This is a genomic window from Lachnospiraceae bacterium KGMB03038 (assembly GCA_007361935.1).
In the GTDB taxonomy this organism is placed as follows: Bacteria; Bacillota; Clostridia; order Lachnospirales; family Lachnospiraceae; genus Massilistercora.
In genome coordinates, this window is record CP041667.1 from 2,000,840 (window position 1) to 2,016,067 (window position 15,228).

The 15,228-nt window shown below is 48.7% G+C and carries 14 protein-coding genes; 1 reads left to right on the forward strand and 13 read right to left on the reverse strand.

Features of this window, described 5'->3' with window-relative positions:
• Nucleotides 1–32 precede the first annotated feature (32 nt).
• The 5 genes from nudC to FND36_09620 form a co-directional block, all read right to left on the reverse strand.
• Nucleotides 33–926, reverse strand: coding sequence for an NAD(+) diphosphatase (gene nudC / locus FND36_09600; GenBank protein ID QDW74265.1), 894 nt, complete (start codon nt 924–926; stop codon nt 33–35).
• Nucleotides 927–930: 4 nt separating this feature from the next.
• Complete coding sequence (locus FND36_09605; protein QDW74266.1) at nt 931–3,168, reverse strand: DNA topoisomerase 4 subunit A; 2,238 nt, start codon at nt 3,166–3,168, stop codon at nt 931–933.
• 15 nt (nt 3,169–3,183) lie between these two features.
• Nucleotides 3,184–5,106 carry a DNA gyrase subunit B gene (locus FND36_09610; GenBank protein ID QDW74267.1) on the reverse strand — a complete coding sequence of 641 codons (1,923 nt, stop codon included), beginning with the start codon at nt 5,104–5,106 and terminating at the stop codon, nt 3,184–3,186.
• 76 nt (nt 5,107–5,182) lie between these two features.
• Nucleotides 5,183–6,310, reverse strand: a complete 1,128-nt coding sequence (locus FND36_09615) for a stage II sporulation protein P (protein QDW75599.1) — start codon at nt 6,308–6,310, stop codon at nt 5,183–5,185.
• A 275-nt stretch (nt 6,311–6,585) separates the two neighbouring features.
• Nucleotides 6,586–7,554, reverse strand: coding sequence for a GPR endopeptidase (locus FND36_09620; GenBank protein ID QDW74268.1), 969 nt, complete (start codon nt 7,552–7,554; stop codon nt 6,586–6,588).
• A 217-nt stretch (nt 7,555–7,771) separates the two neighbouring features.
• Between FND36_09620 and FND36_09625 the strand changes: the two genes are divergently transcribed.
• The gene (locus tag FND36_09625; protein QDW74269.1) at nt 7,772–8,035 is read left to right on the forward strand and encodes a 30S ribosomal protein S20; all 264 of its coding nucleotides are present in this window, start codon (nt 7,772–7,774) and stop codon (nt 8,033–8,035) included.
• Nucleotides 8,036–8,213: 178 nt separating this feature from the next.
• Here FND36_09625 and FND36_09630 read toward each other — a convergent pair whose 3' ends face one another.
• The 8 genes from FND36_09630 to FND36_09665 form a co-directional block, all read right to left on the reverse strand.
• Nucleotides 8,214–8,858, reverse strand: coding sequence for an orotate phosphoribosyltransferase (locus FND36_09630; protein QDW74270.1), 645 nt, complete (start codon nt 8,856–8,858; stop codon nt 8,214–8,216).
• Between the two features lie 216 nt (nt 8,859–9,074).
• The gene (gene ilvC, locus FND36_09635) at nt 9,075–10,094 is read right to left on the reverse strand and encodes a ketol-acid reductoisomerase (protein ID QDW74271.1); all 1,020 of its coding nucleotides are present in this window, start codon (nt 10,092–10,094) and stop codon (nt 9,075–9,077) included.
• 96 nt (nt 10,095–10,190) lie between these two features.
• Complete coding sequence (gene ilvN, locus FND36_09640; protein ID QDW74272.1) at nt 10,191–10,712, reverse strand: acetolactate synthase small subunit; 522 nt, start codon at nt 10,710–10,712, stop codon at nt 10,191–10,193.
• Nucleotides 10,713–10,858: 146 nt separating this feature from the next.
• Nucleotides 10,859–11,728 carry a radical SAM protein gene (locus FND36_09645; protein QDW74273.1) on the reverse strand — a complete coding sequence of 290 codons (870 nt, stop codon included), beginning with the start codon at nt 11,726–11,728 and terminating at the stop codon, nt 10,859–10,861.
• Between the two features lie 38 nt (nt 11,729–11,766).
• Nucleotides 11,767–12,477, reverse strand: coding sequence for a hypothetical protein (locus FND36_09650; GenBank protein ID QDW74274.1), 711 nt, complete (start codon nt 12,475–12,477; stop codon nt 11,767–11,769).
• Complete coding sequence (locus tag FND36_09655; protein QDW74275.1) at nt 12,474–13,349, reverse strand: DegV family protein; 876 nt, start codon at nt 13,347–13,349, stop codon at nt 12,474–12,476. The genes FND36_09650 and FND36_09655 overlap by 4 nt, the downstream gene beginning before the upstream one ends.
• Before the next feature lie 45 nt (nt 13,350–13,394).
• Nucleotides 13,395–13,712, reverse strand: coding sequence for a YolD-like family protein (locus FND36_09660; protein ID QDW74276.1), 318 nt, complete (start codon nt 13,710–13,712; stop codon nt 13,395–13,397).
• A gap of 1 nt (nt 13,713) precedes the next feature.
• The gene (locus FND36_09665) at nt 13,714–14,985 is read right to left on the reverse strand and encodes a DNA repair protein (protein ID QDW74277.1); all 1,272 of its coding nucleotides are present in this window, start codon (nt 14,983–14,985) and stop codon (nt 13,714–13,716) included.
• Between the last annotated feature and the right edge of the window lie 243 nt (nt 14,986–15,228).

Consider the following 15,228-nt stretch of genomic DNA (forward strand, 5'->3'; position numbering starts at 1 on the left):
CTTTATCGCCAAGACTCTTTTTTCTCCTGTCATTATATTTTTCCCTCTTTAAACGCCATCATCATAGCATTGGTCAGGCTTAAGTCTTCTTCCTTCACCGGCATATCCTCCCGCTCAAACCATTCCGCCATGGAAAGTTCTTCCTGGTCTATGGAGATTGTCCCATCCCCATCCAGTTCGCAGAAGAATCCCATCAGCAAGGTATCTGAAAAGGACCAGGGCTGGCTCTTAAAGTATGTAATATTTTTCACCTTCAGCCCCACTTCCTCCATTACTTCCCGCTTTACCGTCTCTTCAATGGTTTCCCCCACCTCGCAAAAGCCTGCCAAAAGAGCGTACTCTTTGAAATCCCTCCCCGCGTATTTGGACATCAGGATCTTATTGCCGTGGGTCACGCCAATGATCACCGCCGGGCAGATCTTGGGAAATTCCATCAATCCACATTCCGGGCAGCGCATCATCCGTTCCTTCTCATCGCGCACCATAGGGACTCCGCAGCGGCCGCAGAACCGATGGCTCTCATACCAGCGGAACAACTGCCATCCGGTAATGCCGGCAAATCGCAGATATTTGGGTTTTGCTGTCCGGAACAGCCAATTGTCTTCCCAGGCAAATCCGTCCGCCTCTAGTCTGCGGCCTTCCACCTCCGGGTGGAGATAGAATCGGATCTCTTTAAGAGCCGTTTCCTTCCCGCCAGACTCATCGGGACGCCGGATGGAAAACAGATAGACCGCTCCCTGGTACAGCGACTCTCTCTCCTTTTCCCACCCCTTTTCCGCGTCCTGGAAAGTCGGGAAAACAATCTTCTCCCCATTTTGTTTCACCAGGGTCCGGTTTCCCTTATAGCACAGCAGGAAATCCTGTGCTTGCGGCAGCGCCGGGTGATAGACGTTATCATATTGATATGGCTGTATATCCTGTATCATGATCCTACCTCGCTTTCGTTCCCGTTCCATCCCGCTTCGCTGCCTTAAGGCGGTTCAGCGTGATCTCCCGGTCTCCAAACTGGACTTTCGTCTCTGTTCCTTCCTCAAACAGATACACCTCTTCCAGTTCATCTTTTTTCTTTAAGCGGATGCCCCTCACGCCCACGGCGCCTTTCTTCTTCTCTGACACCTCTTCCGCCCCAAACCGCAGAAAATATCCTTCTTTTGTCCGAAGGACTACCTGCTGGCTGTCGCTTACTACCTGTACGCTCACCACAGCATCCTCCGCCTGCAGCTTGGTGGCGGCAATGGTCCGTTTGGACACCTGGAATTCTGTTCCTGACACCTTCTTGATCATTCCCATCCGGGTGGCAAACAAAAGCTGGGCAAAGCGCATCTGTTCCGCATCGCAGATATAGATGATCTCTTCCTGGGTACTGTCATAGTTGCTCACATTGTCTATAGGCTGGCCTTTATCCCGGAACTTTCCAAAGGGAAGATCCAGCACTTTGACCTGATGCATCTTCCCATCCGCCGTGAAAATGCAAAGCTTTCCTGTATTCAGACAGCTGATCACGTATTTGTTCTCGGAATCCGCCGCCTCCCGATTTCTCTCATAAGTCGCCCGGTCTACGGTTTTCGCGTATCCAAACCGGTCCATCAGGAAGATAACCTCCTGCTCCTCGATCTTCTTCTCTTCAAACACCGCTTCCTGGGCGTTCTCGATCTGAGTTCTCCGCTTCCAGGAGAATTCTTTTTTCAACTGGTCTAAGTCCTGGATGATCACATCCGCCATCGACTCATAATTATTCAGGATATCCTCATAGCGTTCAATATTCTTCAGGGTTTCCTCATGTTCCTTCATCAAGGCTTCGATCTCCAGGCCGATCAGACGGTAGAGACGCATTTCCAGGATCGCTGTAGCCTGGCGCTCAGTAAAACGGAGCATGGCCGCCATCTTCTTGGAGATGCTGGATTTGAACTTAATATTCTCTGTCACGCCGTTTGTCAGACATGCCTTGGCATCTTTTACCGACTGGCTGCCCCTTAAGATCTCAATGATCAGGTCGATCACATCGCAGGCCTTGATCAATCCTTCCTGGATCTCTTTTTTATCCTTTTCTTTCGCTAAAAGCGTCTGGTATTTCCGGGTGGCCAGTTCAAACTGGAAGTCCACATGATGCTCGATGATCTTCTTTAAGCCCATGGTCTCCGGCCGGCCGTCTGCCACCGCCAGCATATTTACGCCGAAGGTATCCTCAAGCCTGGTCTTTTTATAGAGCATGTTGATCAGATTTTCCGCGTCTGCCCCCCGCTTCAGTTCGATCACGATGCGGATGCCTTCTTTGGAAGACTGATTGGAAATGTCGGTGATATCGCTGGTCTTCTTAGATTCCACCAATCCATAGACGTCGTTTAGGAACTTGCCGATGCCAGTTCCGATCATGGTATAAGGAATCTCTGAGATCACGATCTGGCTGCGGCCGCCTTTTAATTCTTCTACTTCCACTTTGCCGCGCAGCTTGATCTTGCCTGTCCCGGTCTCGTAGATCTGGAGCAGATCGTCTTTGTTTACTACGATCCCTCCGGTGGGGAAATCCGGCCCCTTGATATATTTCATCAGCTGCCTGGTGCTGATCTCGTTATTCTTCATATAGGCTTTCACGCCGTCGATCACTTCTCCCAGGTTGTGGGTTGGGATGCTCGTGGCCATGCCTACGGCGATGCCTTCCGCCCCGTTGACCAGAAGATTCGGGACTCTCACCGGAAGTACTTCCGGCTCTTTCTCCGTCTCATCAAAATTAGGGACAAAGTTCACAATATCTTTGTCCAAATCCTGCAGGTAGGCTTCCTGAGTGATCTTGGCCAGCCGGGCTTCCGTGTAACGCATAGCCGCCGCCCCGTCGCCCTCAATAGAGCCAAAGTTTCCGTGGCCGTCTACCAGTACCGTCCCTTTCTTAAAATCCTGGGCCATCACCACCAGGGCTTCATAGATGGAGCTGTCCCCATGGGGATGATATTTACCCATGGTGTCTCCCACGATACGGGCGCATTTCCGGTAAGGACGGTCGGCTTTCAGCCCCAGTTCATGCATATCATAGAGCGTCCTTCTCTGGACCGGCTTTAAGCCGTCCCGCACATCTGGAAGCGCTCTGGAAACGATCACGCTCATGGCATAATCGATATAGGATTTTTTCATCACGTCCGAATACTCGGTTCTTATGATCTGTGAATTCTGCATAATCTTTTCTCTCCTTTAGACGTCCAGCTCTGCTTCCAGCGCATTTTCATAAATAAATGTCCTTCTGGGCGGCACTTCTGTGCCCATCAACATCTCTGTCACACCAGAGGCCATCCTGGCGTCCTCGATCTCCACCAGTTTCAGCATCCGGCTCTCCGGGTTCAGGGTCGTCTCCCAAAGCTGCTGGGCGTCCATTTCTCCCAGACCTTTGTATCTTTGAAGGGTAAATGGGCCGTCATGAGTCTTCCGGTAATGTTCCAGAGCCTTATCGTCGTACAGGTACTCTTCTTCCCCTTTCTTGGGCATAGCCTTATACAGAGGCGGCATAGCGATATACACATGCCCTTCGTAAATAAGTTCCGGCATAAACCGGTAAAACAGCGTCAGCAGCAGGGTGGAGATATGGGCTCCATCCACGTCCGCATCTGCCATGATGATGATCTTGTCATAGCGCAGCTTGCTGATATCGAAATCATTGCCATAGCCTTCTGAAAATCCGCAGCCAAAAGCATTGATCATGGTTTTGATCTCTGCGTTGGCCAGGATCTTGTCAATGCTGGCTTTCTCTACGTTCAAGATCTTCCCCCGGATCGGCAGGATGGCCTGATACATCCGGTCTCTGGCCGTTTTGGCGGAACCGCCCGCCGAATCTCCCTCCACAATGAAGATCTCACATTTGGATGGATCCCGGCTCTCACAGTTTGCCAGTTTCCCGTTGCTGTCAAAAGAATATTTCTGTTTGGTCAAAAGATTGGTCTTCGCCTTCTCTTCTGTTTTCCGGATCTTGGCCGCTTTCTCCGCGCAGCCGATGACTTTCTTTAAGTTCTCCAGGTTCCGGTCAAAATACCGCACGATCTCGTCTCCCGCCACCTTGCTGACCGCGCGGGAGGCATCCGGGTTGTCCAGCTTTGTCTTCGTCTGCCCCTCAAACCGGGGGTCTGGATGCTTGATCGAAACGATAGCCGTCATGCCGTTCCTTACATCGGCGCCGGTAAAGTTAGCGTCTTTCTCTTTCAGGATTCCCAATTCTCTGGCGTACTGGTTGATCACTGTGGTAAAGGTAGTCTTGAATCCGGTCAGATGGGTTCCTCCCTCTCCATTATAGATGTTGTTGCAGAACCCCAGCACATTTTCATGAAACTCGTTGACATACTGGAAGACCACTTCCACCTGTATACCCTCCGCCTCTCCTTTAAAATACACCGGCTCATGGACCGTTTCTTTCTTGGAGTTCAGATCCCGGATAAATCCAAGGATACCCTCCGGCTCATGATAGACGATATGTTCTTTCGTCTCTCCCCGCAGATCTTCAAAGATGATCGTAAGCTCCGGGTTCAGATAGGCCGTCTCATGCATCCGGCTCTTCACTTCCTCCGCGCGGAACCGGGTCTTCTCAAAGATTGTATCGTCCGGCAGGAAATTGATCTTCGTCCCTGTCTTGCGGGTCTTCCCGGTCTTAGGAAGCAGCCCGTCTTCCAATTCTATCACCGGCACGCCGCGCTCATAGCGGTCATGGTGGACATACCCGTCCCGGCTGATCTCTACGTCCATGTAAGCAGACAAGGCGTTGACCACCGATGAGCCCACACCGTGAAGCCCGCCGCTGGTCTTATAGACAGAATCATCAAATTTTCCTCCCGCGTGAAGAGTGGTATATACGACACGCTCTGCGGACACGCCTTTTGCGTGAAGATCCACTGGAACTCCCCGTCCGTTGTCGGCGACCGTGGCTGAACCGTCCCGCTCTAGGGTCACTCGGATCTCGCTGCAGTATCCCGCCAAATGTTCATCCACAGAATTATCCACGATCTCGTAGATCAGATGGTTCAGGCCTTTGGTGGACACACTTCCGATATACATGCCCGGCCGTTTCCGTACCGCTTCCAGGCCTTCCAATATCGCAATACTGTCCGCATCATATGTATTCTTCTTCGCCATTGTCTGTAAATCCTTTCCTACATTTTTCCATGTCGTGACTATATTAGCACAAAATGTGGTATTAATCAAACACCTTTTATGGTGTCAGCACTGTATCTAGTGTTTCCGCCAGCACTTCCATGGCATTTCGCATCTCTTCCACTGTGTTGGTCTGCGCTCCGGCTTCTACCAGAAGGGTTTTGGGTTTCAGGTGCATATTATAGCGGTAGCTCTTCAGATAGATCCTCCGGGTGAACCCCGGATATTTTTCCGCTGCCGCGAGCTGCATCTGAAGAGAGAAGGCAAGATTGTCTTCTATGTACGGGTTCTTGAGGTAGTCAATACTGCCGTTTGCTTTGGTCCGGCTCATTCCGTTAAAGAACATGATCTGAGCCGTTGGCTTCCCATTGATTTCTGTCACCAGATGGGTCGATTCCCCCACTCCGTCCCTGTGCAGGTCGATAACCACCTCGATGCTCGGGTTTTCTTCCAGGATCTTCTGGATCTTTGGTTCCGCAAGCTCATAGGCACGGCTCCGGTCCAACTGTCCATCGATCAGATCGTAGACCCCTTTGTGGTGGATCGTGCTGATATGATACGTATCGTTCAACAGTTCCGTCAGATAATCTCCCATTCCTACAATGGAGGCGCTTTCATCCCCTTTCTTGGAATCAGCGAAGGCTTCCTGGGAATGGGTATGATAGACCAAAACCTTCGGGCCATCGCTTTTTGTATCGATCTTCATATTTTTACTGAGAAGTATTTCCGCGTTCAGTTGTTCCGGGTCTACTGCGGTACTTCCGTCCACAGTATAAAAATTTCCAATGAGATAATCAAAATTCTTTAATTTCTCAAGGGAGGTATCTATTGCGGAAGACGCTGCCTGGGCGGTATCAGCCTTTTCCTCTTCTCCGATCAGATTCCCATTCTCGTCTACCGCATTTTCATCATTGGCCTGCTGGGCCAGAATCATTTCGTAAGTCTCCTGATCTTCAATGGCGGTATCGGTCATGGTTTTCCCTTCCACATAACTGCCAAGAGGCACAAGTTCCATCGCTGCCTCTGCCGCCCAGCGGGAAGGCGCTTCTCCCGACCCGTCCTTACAGTAAGCAAATCCAGTCAGGTACGTATCCTCCGCTTTGCTTCCAAGGAACCTGTTCAGCTCCATTCTGGCTTCCTCCGGCAGATGGATATTTATGTGAAATCCCGCATATAAGATCAACATTCCCAGGATCACGACCATCAGTATCTGACTGATCCTCTTTTTCAACAAGTCCAACCATTTCACTCCGCTCAAACGCCTGGCTGTGATCTTAGTCCAAGGCCAGGTTTCTTATTTGTGTCTTAACACTATATGATGTCAGAATTTTAAATATGTGCATGTCCTTTTGAAAAATCCGCCTCACATGCGCATGCGCGTTTTTACTTCAATAAACTTCCTCTCTTCATAAGTGGTTTCTCTTTTCATAAGCGTTCCTCTCTTCATGAGCGCTCCTCTCTTCATAAGCGTTCTTCTCTTGAGAACAGCAGGTTGAGAGCCTCAGACAAGGTATAGCTGATCCGATTGATAGTATCGTCAATATCCTTTGGGGTGACAAAGAGACCGTTCAGGTGAGGAGAGATCAATTCCCGCACCAATTCATATTTTTCCGCCGCATTATATCCCTGAAGGACAACGCCTACTCCCTTCAAAGCTTCCGAAGTTTCCAGCGCCGCGATCAGGTTCTCCATGGCATCGTTTACGATCGTAGCCGCATCCACCACCGTAGGAATCCCGATCGCTACCACCGGAACTCCCACCGTCTCTTTTGTCAGGCCGCTGCGGTGATTTCCTACTCCGGATCCAGGATTGATCCCCGTATCTGTAACCTGGATAGTCCTGTTCAGTCGACGGGAGCTTCTGGCCGCCAGCGCATCTATCGCAATGATCATGTCCGGTTTCGTTTCCCGGACCACGCCTTTTACGATCTCTACCGTCTCCATTCCCGTCTGGCCCATAACGCCAGGCACGATAGCGCTCACCAAGCGTACCCTTTCTTCTCCCATAGCGTATTTCCCATATTCCTTCACGATATGCCGGGTAATATTCAGATGATCCACCACATACGGGCCCAGCGCATCCGGCGTTACCATACGGTTCCCAAGCCCTACCACCAGTACAGAGAAGTCTTCCTTTTCCATTTTCAAGAATCCTTCCAGGAATTTGGCCAGTTCCTCCGAAATCTCCCGGTGATAGTCCTCGTCCGGCACCGCCATTCCCGGCGCCTCCATCGTAATATAGGTTCCTACTGGTTTTCCCATCACCTTCGCTCCATTTTCCGTCTCGATCTTCACTTTGGTGATACGGATTTCCCTCTCTTCATCGTAATCCTCTTCCAAAACCACGCCCTGCACTTCCACATGATCCGACTCGAACCTTTCTTTTTGTTCCAGTGCCAAGTCCGTTCTGATACTATACTTCTCAATCATCCCATCAACCTCGCTGAACTTCAAGTTTCACTGACGGCCGCTCCTAATGCGGACCACAGCCGACAGCATCAGTTTTTGCAATATTTTGAGAAATATGTATTGACAGAACCCAAACCTTGGAATAAAATAAATTCGTATGTTTCGTTAGAACGTCCGTGTCCGGCTCTAACGAACTGGAAATCGATGAAATCGAAATATGGATATGGAGGTGGACGAGTTGGCTAATATCAAATCTGCTAAGAAAAGGATTTTGGTAAACGAAACAAAAGCGGCTAGAAACAAAGCGATCAAATCTAAAGTAAAAACTGCTGTAAAGAAAGTAGAAGCTGCTGTCGCTGAGAAAGACGCAGAAGCTGCAAAGACAGCTTTGAAAGCGGCAATCGTTGAGATCGATAAGGCTGGAACAAAAGGTGTTTATCACAAAAACACATGCTCTAGAAAGATCTCCCGTTTAGCAAAAGCAGTCAACGGAATCGCTTAATAGCATAGAAAAAAGACAGCCATAACCGTCGTGGCTGTTTTTTATTTTGTAAATTCCGTGTAAATTCCAGACGTAGCCTTTTGCAAAAAGGCTACGTCTGGAATTTACATTTACGGTGTACCATTTCGCATTTTGGGGTGTCACTTTTTGCGTTTTAAGGTGTACCCAAATGTATCTTTTACTCCAATTTAGAGTATCCAAAACTATTAACAAGAGCCTCTACTCTGCCGCCCTCCTGGCACATAGGACAGTTTCCCGCCTCATAGGCGCGGTAATCAGGCACATCTTTACTTGTAAATATTGTTTTAATATCCATTCCCGCAATTTTCGTAACTGCGCTGAAAATCGCACAAATCCCACATATAGTTCCGCCATAGTAAAGTATAGATTCAATCGCCCTGTTAATGGTTTTCCCTGTGGTAACAGAAGCAGCCAGAATCAACACCTGCTGATTCTTGACCATTCGCTGTTTATTATCCCTGAACATAATCTGGCCAAAAGGCGTGTATTCTGGCGTTACTACGGAAATATTATTTCCCGCGCTTAAAGACAACTGGCTGGAATCCGCCAGCTGCTCCGCCAAAAATGTCCCAATCACTTCTGTCTCATCCAAACAGACAATCGTATTTACAAAAGTATTGGCCAAATACTCCCCCGCCAGCTCTTTTGCGGTCTCCCTCGCATTATTATGTCTGGTTTTTATCGTTGACATATCGATATATGTATTCAAATGTGAGTTACTAGTAGCAAAATGTCCTTTCATAATTTTAATACGTGCTTTTGGATTTCTCACCGAACGCAGGTCTTCAAATCTCCCATCCATAGTTTTTCCTCCCTTCTGCAGGCATATTCCTTTTTTTGATACATCTATTCTATCATAATCGTCCTGCAAATTCAGCAAATTTACACGGAAGAATTACATTCGGGTACACCTCAAAATTCATTTTGGTACACCCCATCTTCCAAAAAGGTACACCCTTTAACGCAATTTAGGACGTAGCCCTTTTGCAAAAGGCTACGTCCTAAATTAAATAAAACTCTAATTATTGATCAGTTTATCGGAATCGCTCCAGCTGTAAAGACTTCTTACTTCTTTTCCGACTTTCTCAGAAGCGTGCTCGGAGGCCAGTTTCCTCATTGCGCGGAAGTGCGCCTGTCCGCCGGCGGAGGACATATCCAGAAGGAACTCTTTTGCGAAGGAGCCGTCCTGGATATCTGCCAGGATCTTCTTCATAGTCTTTCTGGTCTCATCAGTGATGATCTTTGGCCCTGTAATGTAATCGCCGTATTCTGCGGTGTTGGAAATGGAGTATCTCATTCCCGCGAAACCGGATTCATAGATCAGATCTACGATCAGTTTCATCTCGTGTACACACTCGAAGTACGCGTTTCTTGGATCATATCCAGCCTCTACCAATGTGTCGAATCCTGCCTGCATCAGCGCGCAGATACCGCCGCACAGCACTGCCTGCTCGCCAAAGAGGTCTGTCTCGGTCTCAGTACGGAAGGTTGTCTCCAGAACGCCCGCTCTTGCCCCGCCGATTGCCAGCGCATATGCCAAAGCTGTATCCAGTGCTTTTCCGGTGTAATCCTGTTCAACAGCCACCAGACACGGTGTTCCTTTTCCAGCCAGATATTCGCTTCTTACGGTATGGCCAGGAGCCTTTGGCGCGATCATGGTAACGTCCACATTTGCCGGAGGTACGATCTGTCCGAAGTGGATACAGAATCCGTGTGCGAACATCAGCATATTTCCTTCTTCCAGATTTGGCTCGATATCTTTTTTATACATTGCGGTCTGTTTCTCATCATTGATCAGAATCATGATGATATCTGCCTGTTTTGCCGCTTCTGCCGCTGTATAAACTTTCAATCCCTGCGCCTCAGCCTTTGCCCAGGATTTACTTCCCTCGTAAAGACCAACGATCACATCGCAGCCGGATTCTTTCAAATTCAGCGCATGCGCGTGTCCCTGGCTTCCGTAACCAATAACCGCAATCTTCTTTCCTTCCAGTAAAGATAAATTACAATCTTCCTGATAATAAATTCTTGCTGCCATTTTGTCATTCCTCCTACATTTATGAAATAGATTTATAGTTAAACAGGGGCAGAAGCTCGCCTTCTGTCTCCATTTAATTCCGGCTCACATCTGTCTCTACATTTTCTTTATGTTTCCGTCCTGATCGATCAGGGTTACGTTCTTCGTCCCCCGGTTCAGGCCGGTGATCCCAGTCCTTGCAAGCTCCAGGATCTCATACCCTTCCAGCAGATTAAGAAATGCTTCCAGCTTAGATTGAGCTCCCGTCAGCTCTACGATCAGAGACTCTTTTTCCACATCTACGATCTTCGCACGGAAAATATCCGCCACGGAAATGATCTCTGCCCGCTCAGCTCTGTCCGCCCGGATCTTGACCATGATCAGTTCCCGGTAAACCGAATCATCCGGCTGCAGTACTTTGATCTCTACCACATCTTCTAATTTTCTTACCTGCTTCTCAATCTGGGACAGAATCAGTTCGTCTCCGCTTGCCACGATGGTGATCCTGGTAAATCTAGGATCCGCGGTCACTCCGGCAGTAATACTGTCGATGCTGTATCCTCTGCGGCTGAAAAGCCCGGATATCCGGCTTAACACACCTGGATTATTGTCAACTAATAGTGAATATACTCTTTGCATATGGCACCTCTCTTTCAGATTATTTCAAAAACAGAGTGCGTTCTGTTTTTTAATCATAGCAATCTCACGCAGTTTTGTCAAGTACAACCGCTTATCTTCTTTTCAAAATCTTTCGTCAGAAAGGAAGACAAAAAACATCAAGGAACTTAATCTACAAAAGCAAATATTGGTTCTTTTCCATCTAATCCCGCAAGGGCCATTTGAATCTTTGCCCGCATCTTTTCCCGGTCTTTAGGAAGCTTTCCCCGTACTCGTACTTCCAGGAAATCATGAAATCCATCATATTCCAAGCCGGGCACCTCTAAAAGAGAAAGAAGCCTGTCTTCTTCCTCCAGATTCTCCCTCTCATCCGCCGGTGTAAAGATTCCTTTTTGAATCTCTTGGTACAAAGGCGCGCTTCGATGAAGAAATAGGGAGAAATTCACGATCCTGCTCGGCCCAGTCCGGTTAAAAAATTCCGCGGTCCTCTCTCCATTCTCAATTCCACGGCCCTTTCCCGCGATCCCGGTCATCATATGGGCGTCATAGACCAGCCCCGCTTCTTTCAGCCGCTCTGTCTCCCGGTAAGCCTGGGAAATGGTATGGTCTTTTTTCATAAGCCGCAGCACATCATCCAGCCCGCTTTCAATCCCAAGGTAAAGATGGCTGACTCCTTCCCGGCGCAGCCTGCAAAGCTGAGCCTCCGATTTGTTATGTATCCCTGTCACCGTAGCATCCATATTGATGGTCCTGCACTCTGGGAAATATTGGTGGATCAGATCCAGAATCTGAAGCAGCCGTTCCGTCTCTAAGTCAAACGCATTCCCATCTCCCAGAAAGATCTTCTCCGGTCTTCCGCCGGCAGCCTCCACTCTTTGGAGTTCTTTCTCGATCTGTTCCAGCGGGAGAACCCGGAACTTCAAGTGCTTAAACAGCATACAGAACCGGCATTGGTTGTAAGAGCAGCCCACCATCACAGGAAGCATAAAAGAGCCCCGCTCCATAGGCGCTCTGCAGATCTGTCCTTCATATTCCATGACATCCGCCTCCCTTCCTTACGAAAGTCCTTTGCCTCTTACCCTTTCATTCTCTGCAAAGAAGAGAACAAGACCTCGTAATTCTCTACAGACACTGGCACAAACACTCTCTTCATAAACTCTTCTCCGCCCGTTCTCAAAACTAAGCAGGAAACTTGACATCCTCCCGCTCGCCTGCGCAGTCTTTTCACCTGCGCCACTTCATTTCCATAGTCTTTCGCGCCGCCGGAAGCCATGACCCTCTCCACCGCTCGGCTCTGGCGGATTTCCCGCAGCGCTTTCGCCGTTTTCCAAACATCCTCCAAATATGTCAAAGGGTTCCGTCCATGGAAACCCCCTATGGAACCTGTCTTTATAAATTTCCGAAAGGCGGGCATCGTGTAATCAAACAGATAGATTCTTCCCCATTCGTCTCTTACAAAGACACACAAAAGCCCCTGGCTTCTGATTCCAATCTGATAGGCACCGACTGCAAGGAACAATGTGACCCCCACTACCGCCGCCAGCAGAAACCATGTCCTGGTCTGGACAGGAAGGCGGATACTGAATATGCTCAGACTAATGATCAGTAAAAAAGCGGCCAGGATCATTCCCGCCAGATAGAAAAGCCTCAGCCTCAGAAAACGGCCGGCCCCAGCCTCCTCCTGTTCCCATACGTAAAAACCTGTACTTCCATAGATATCCTTGGGCCTGTAAGAAGCATACGGATCTTCCTTCCTTTGCCCCCTGTCATTTTCCTCAAATCTCATCGTTCTACTTTCTTCCCATAAAATACCAGTCCCACTACACCTGGCCCCGCATGGGTCCCAATGCTGGGGCTTACATCATTGATGATCACATTCTCAAAACCCATTTCCCGCGCCTGTTTCTCCACCAGCCTGGCGTCTTCCAGACAATCTCCATGGATGACCGCCACCGGACGGTCTTTTCCAAACCGCTCCAGATCCAAAGCCTCTTTCATCCGAACCGCCAGCGTCTTTAATGCTTTCTTCCTTCCCCGCACCGTTCCGGCCGACTCAAGCTTTCCAGCAGCCGTCACTGTAAGCAGCGGTTTGATATTGATCATACTTCCCACCACCGCTGTAGTCTTGGATACTCGCCCGCCTCTCTGCAAATGGTGCAGGTCATCTACCGTAAACCACACATTTATGTAATCCCGCTCTTCCTCCAGAATCTTCAGGACTTCTTCCATTGGCTTTCCTTCCCGCCAAAGGCTTGCTGCCCGCATCACGGAAACTCCTTCCCCCAGGGAAGCATTCAGCGAATCGAATACCAATATCTTTCTTTCTGGATACTCTTCCATCAGATCTCTGGCCGCCACCTGTACATTTCCGCAGCTTCCGCTTAACGCGCTGGAAAACGCCACATGCAGGATATCCTTTCCCTCCTTCAATATTTTCTCAAATGTTTCCCGGATCACTTCTGGATTATTAGCCATAGACTTGGGCAATTCTCCCTTACGCATAGTTTCATAGAATTCCCCCGGTTCCATATTCAGCTCGTCCCCATATACCGTATCCCCAAACATATAATACTGAGGGATCACCGGGATCTCATACTCTTTCAAAAAAGCCGCCGGAACATCGGAATTAGAGTCTGTTGTCAGTATATATTCCGTCATTTCTCTTTTCCTCCTTTTCTCTGCTCTCCATTATATCGCACTCGCTTATATTTGACCAGAAAAACAAATATCGTACAAGTCGTCAAATGGGATCTTTGTGCGCACGATCTTCAGGATTCTTGCGGTTTTGTCAATTCCAGACACCATACCCGTTACTTTCAAGTACTCTCCATTTTGAAAGTAAACCGCCGTGATCATATCCCCTTTCTTTACCCGCCGTAATTTCCGATCCAGCTCCTGCTGGTAATCCTCAGAAAACTCAACTTTAGGCACTATAATCTTTTCTCTTTGTCTAAGAGCAGCCGGATACCCTTTCAGCGCCGCAAAGGGCATAAACTGTTTCGCCCGCTCCGCTCTTTCCATCTTAGGCCTCTCCACTTTTGTGTCCTCCGATCTGCAGGTTCCGTTCCTTCGTGGTGGCTCCTTTCTGCAAGTTCATACCTTTTAGGACCGCATTCTTCCCATATTTATCTTTAATATCCAGTACCGCTTTCTGAAGCCGATTCTCCCGCTCTTCCTCTTCCGGATCGCAAAACAGATCGTACTGCCGGTAAGCCTCGTCCATCACCCGGTTAAAGGTCAGGGTCATGCGCCGCACCGGAACATAAGGGTCCACGATCCTTCCATAAAGGTCCTCCGTCTCTTCCATCAAGCGTTTCCCCGAACTGGTAGCCGCCCTGAGAGATGCTGTGCCATGAGCCGGTTTGCTTCTCATCCGATTGGAATATCCCACATGCAGGGTCAAAGAATCCGTGACCAGTCCTTTCTCCACCAATTCAAGGCTGAGCAGATCCGCCATCTCTTTCACCACAAGTCTTCCCTCTTCAAAGCTATAGTCCCTGGGCAGTACCTGGCCGCTTCCAATCGAGTTGGACTTGGGCGCGTAGGCTTTGATATCCCCCATTGTCACCGGTTCCCTGCCCCAGGCATGATCGATCAGAAGCTCCGCATCTACGCCAAATAGATGGTACAAAAGATCTGGATCTCCTTGGGCCAGCTCTCCCATGGTGCGGATCCCTGCCGATTCCAGGCTTCTGGCTGTACCTTTTCCAATTCTCCAGAAATCAGTCAAAGGTCTGTGATCCCACAACGTCCTCTGGTAGCTCTCCTCGGTCAGCTCCCCGATATGGTCGTCTGCGTGCTTTGCCGTAATATCCAATGCGATCTTAGCCAGATACAGATTCGTACCGATACCTGCCGCAGCCGTAATCCCAGTGTTTTCATACACATCCTGCATCATCTTTCCCGCCAGCTCTCTTCCTGTCATCCGATACATAGCCAGGTAATCCGTCACATCCAGAAATACCTCATCGATAGAATAGACATGGATATCTTCTTTCGCCACATATTTTAAGTAAATCTCATAAATATCCGCCGAATATTTCATATACAATTTCATCCTTGGAGGCGCGATCAGATATTCAATGCCTTTTGGAATCTCAAACAGACGGCATCTTCCCGGTACTCCCAGCGCTTTCATAGCCGGCGAGACAGCAAGGCAGATGGTCTTCTCTGTGCGTTCCGGATCTGCCACTACAAGATTCGAAGTCATAGGGTCTAATCCCCGCTCCCTGCATTCTACCGATGCATAAAAAGATTTCAGATCAATACAGATATAGTTTTTTTCCAAGACCACACCTTCTTCCAGAACAGAACATATGTTCTATTTATAAATAATAACACACCTTCTTCATACTTTCAATAAAAGCTTTCCCGGAATTAGGCAAAAAATTTCCCCACAGCAGAAATGCTGTGGGGAAATTTTCTCTTTATAACTCTTTTAACACCTTTTTCCAGAAGGAGGCAGTCTTGGGATCCTCCATCGTTTCTTTTCTGGCGGCGAGATAGTGTCAATAGTTTTTCGCAAAATCAAAACCTA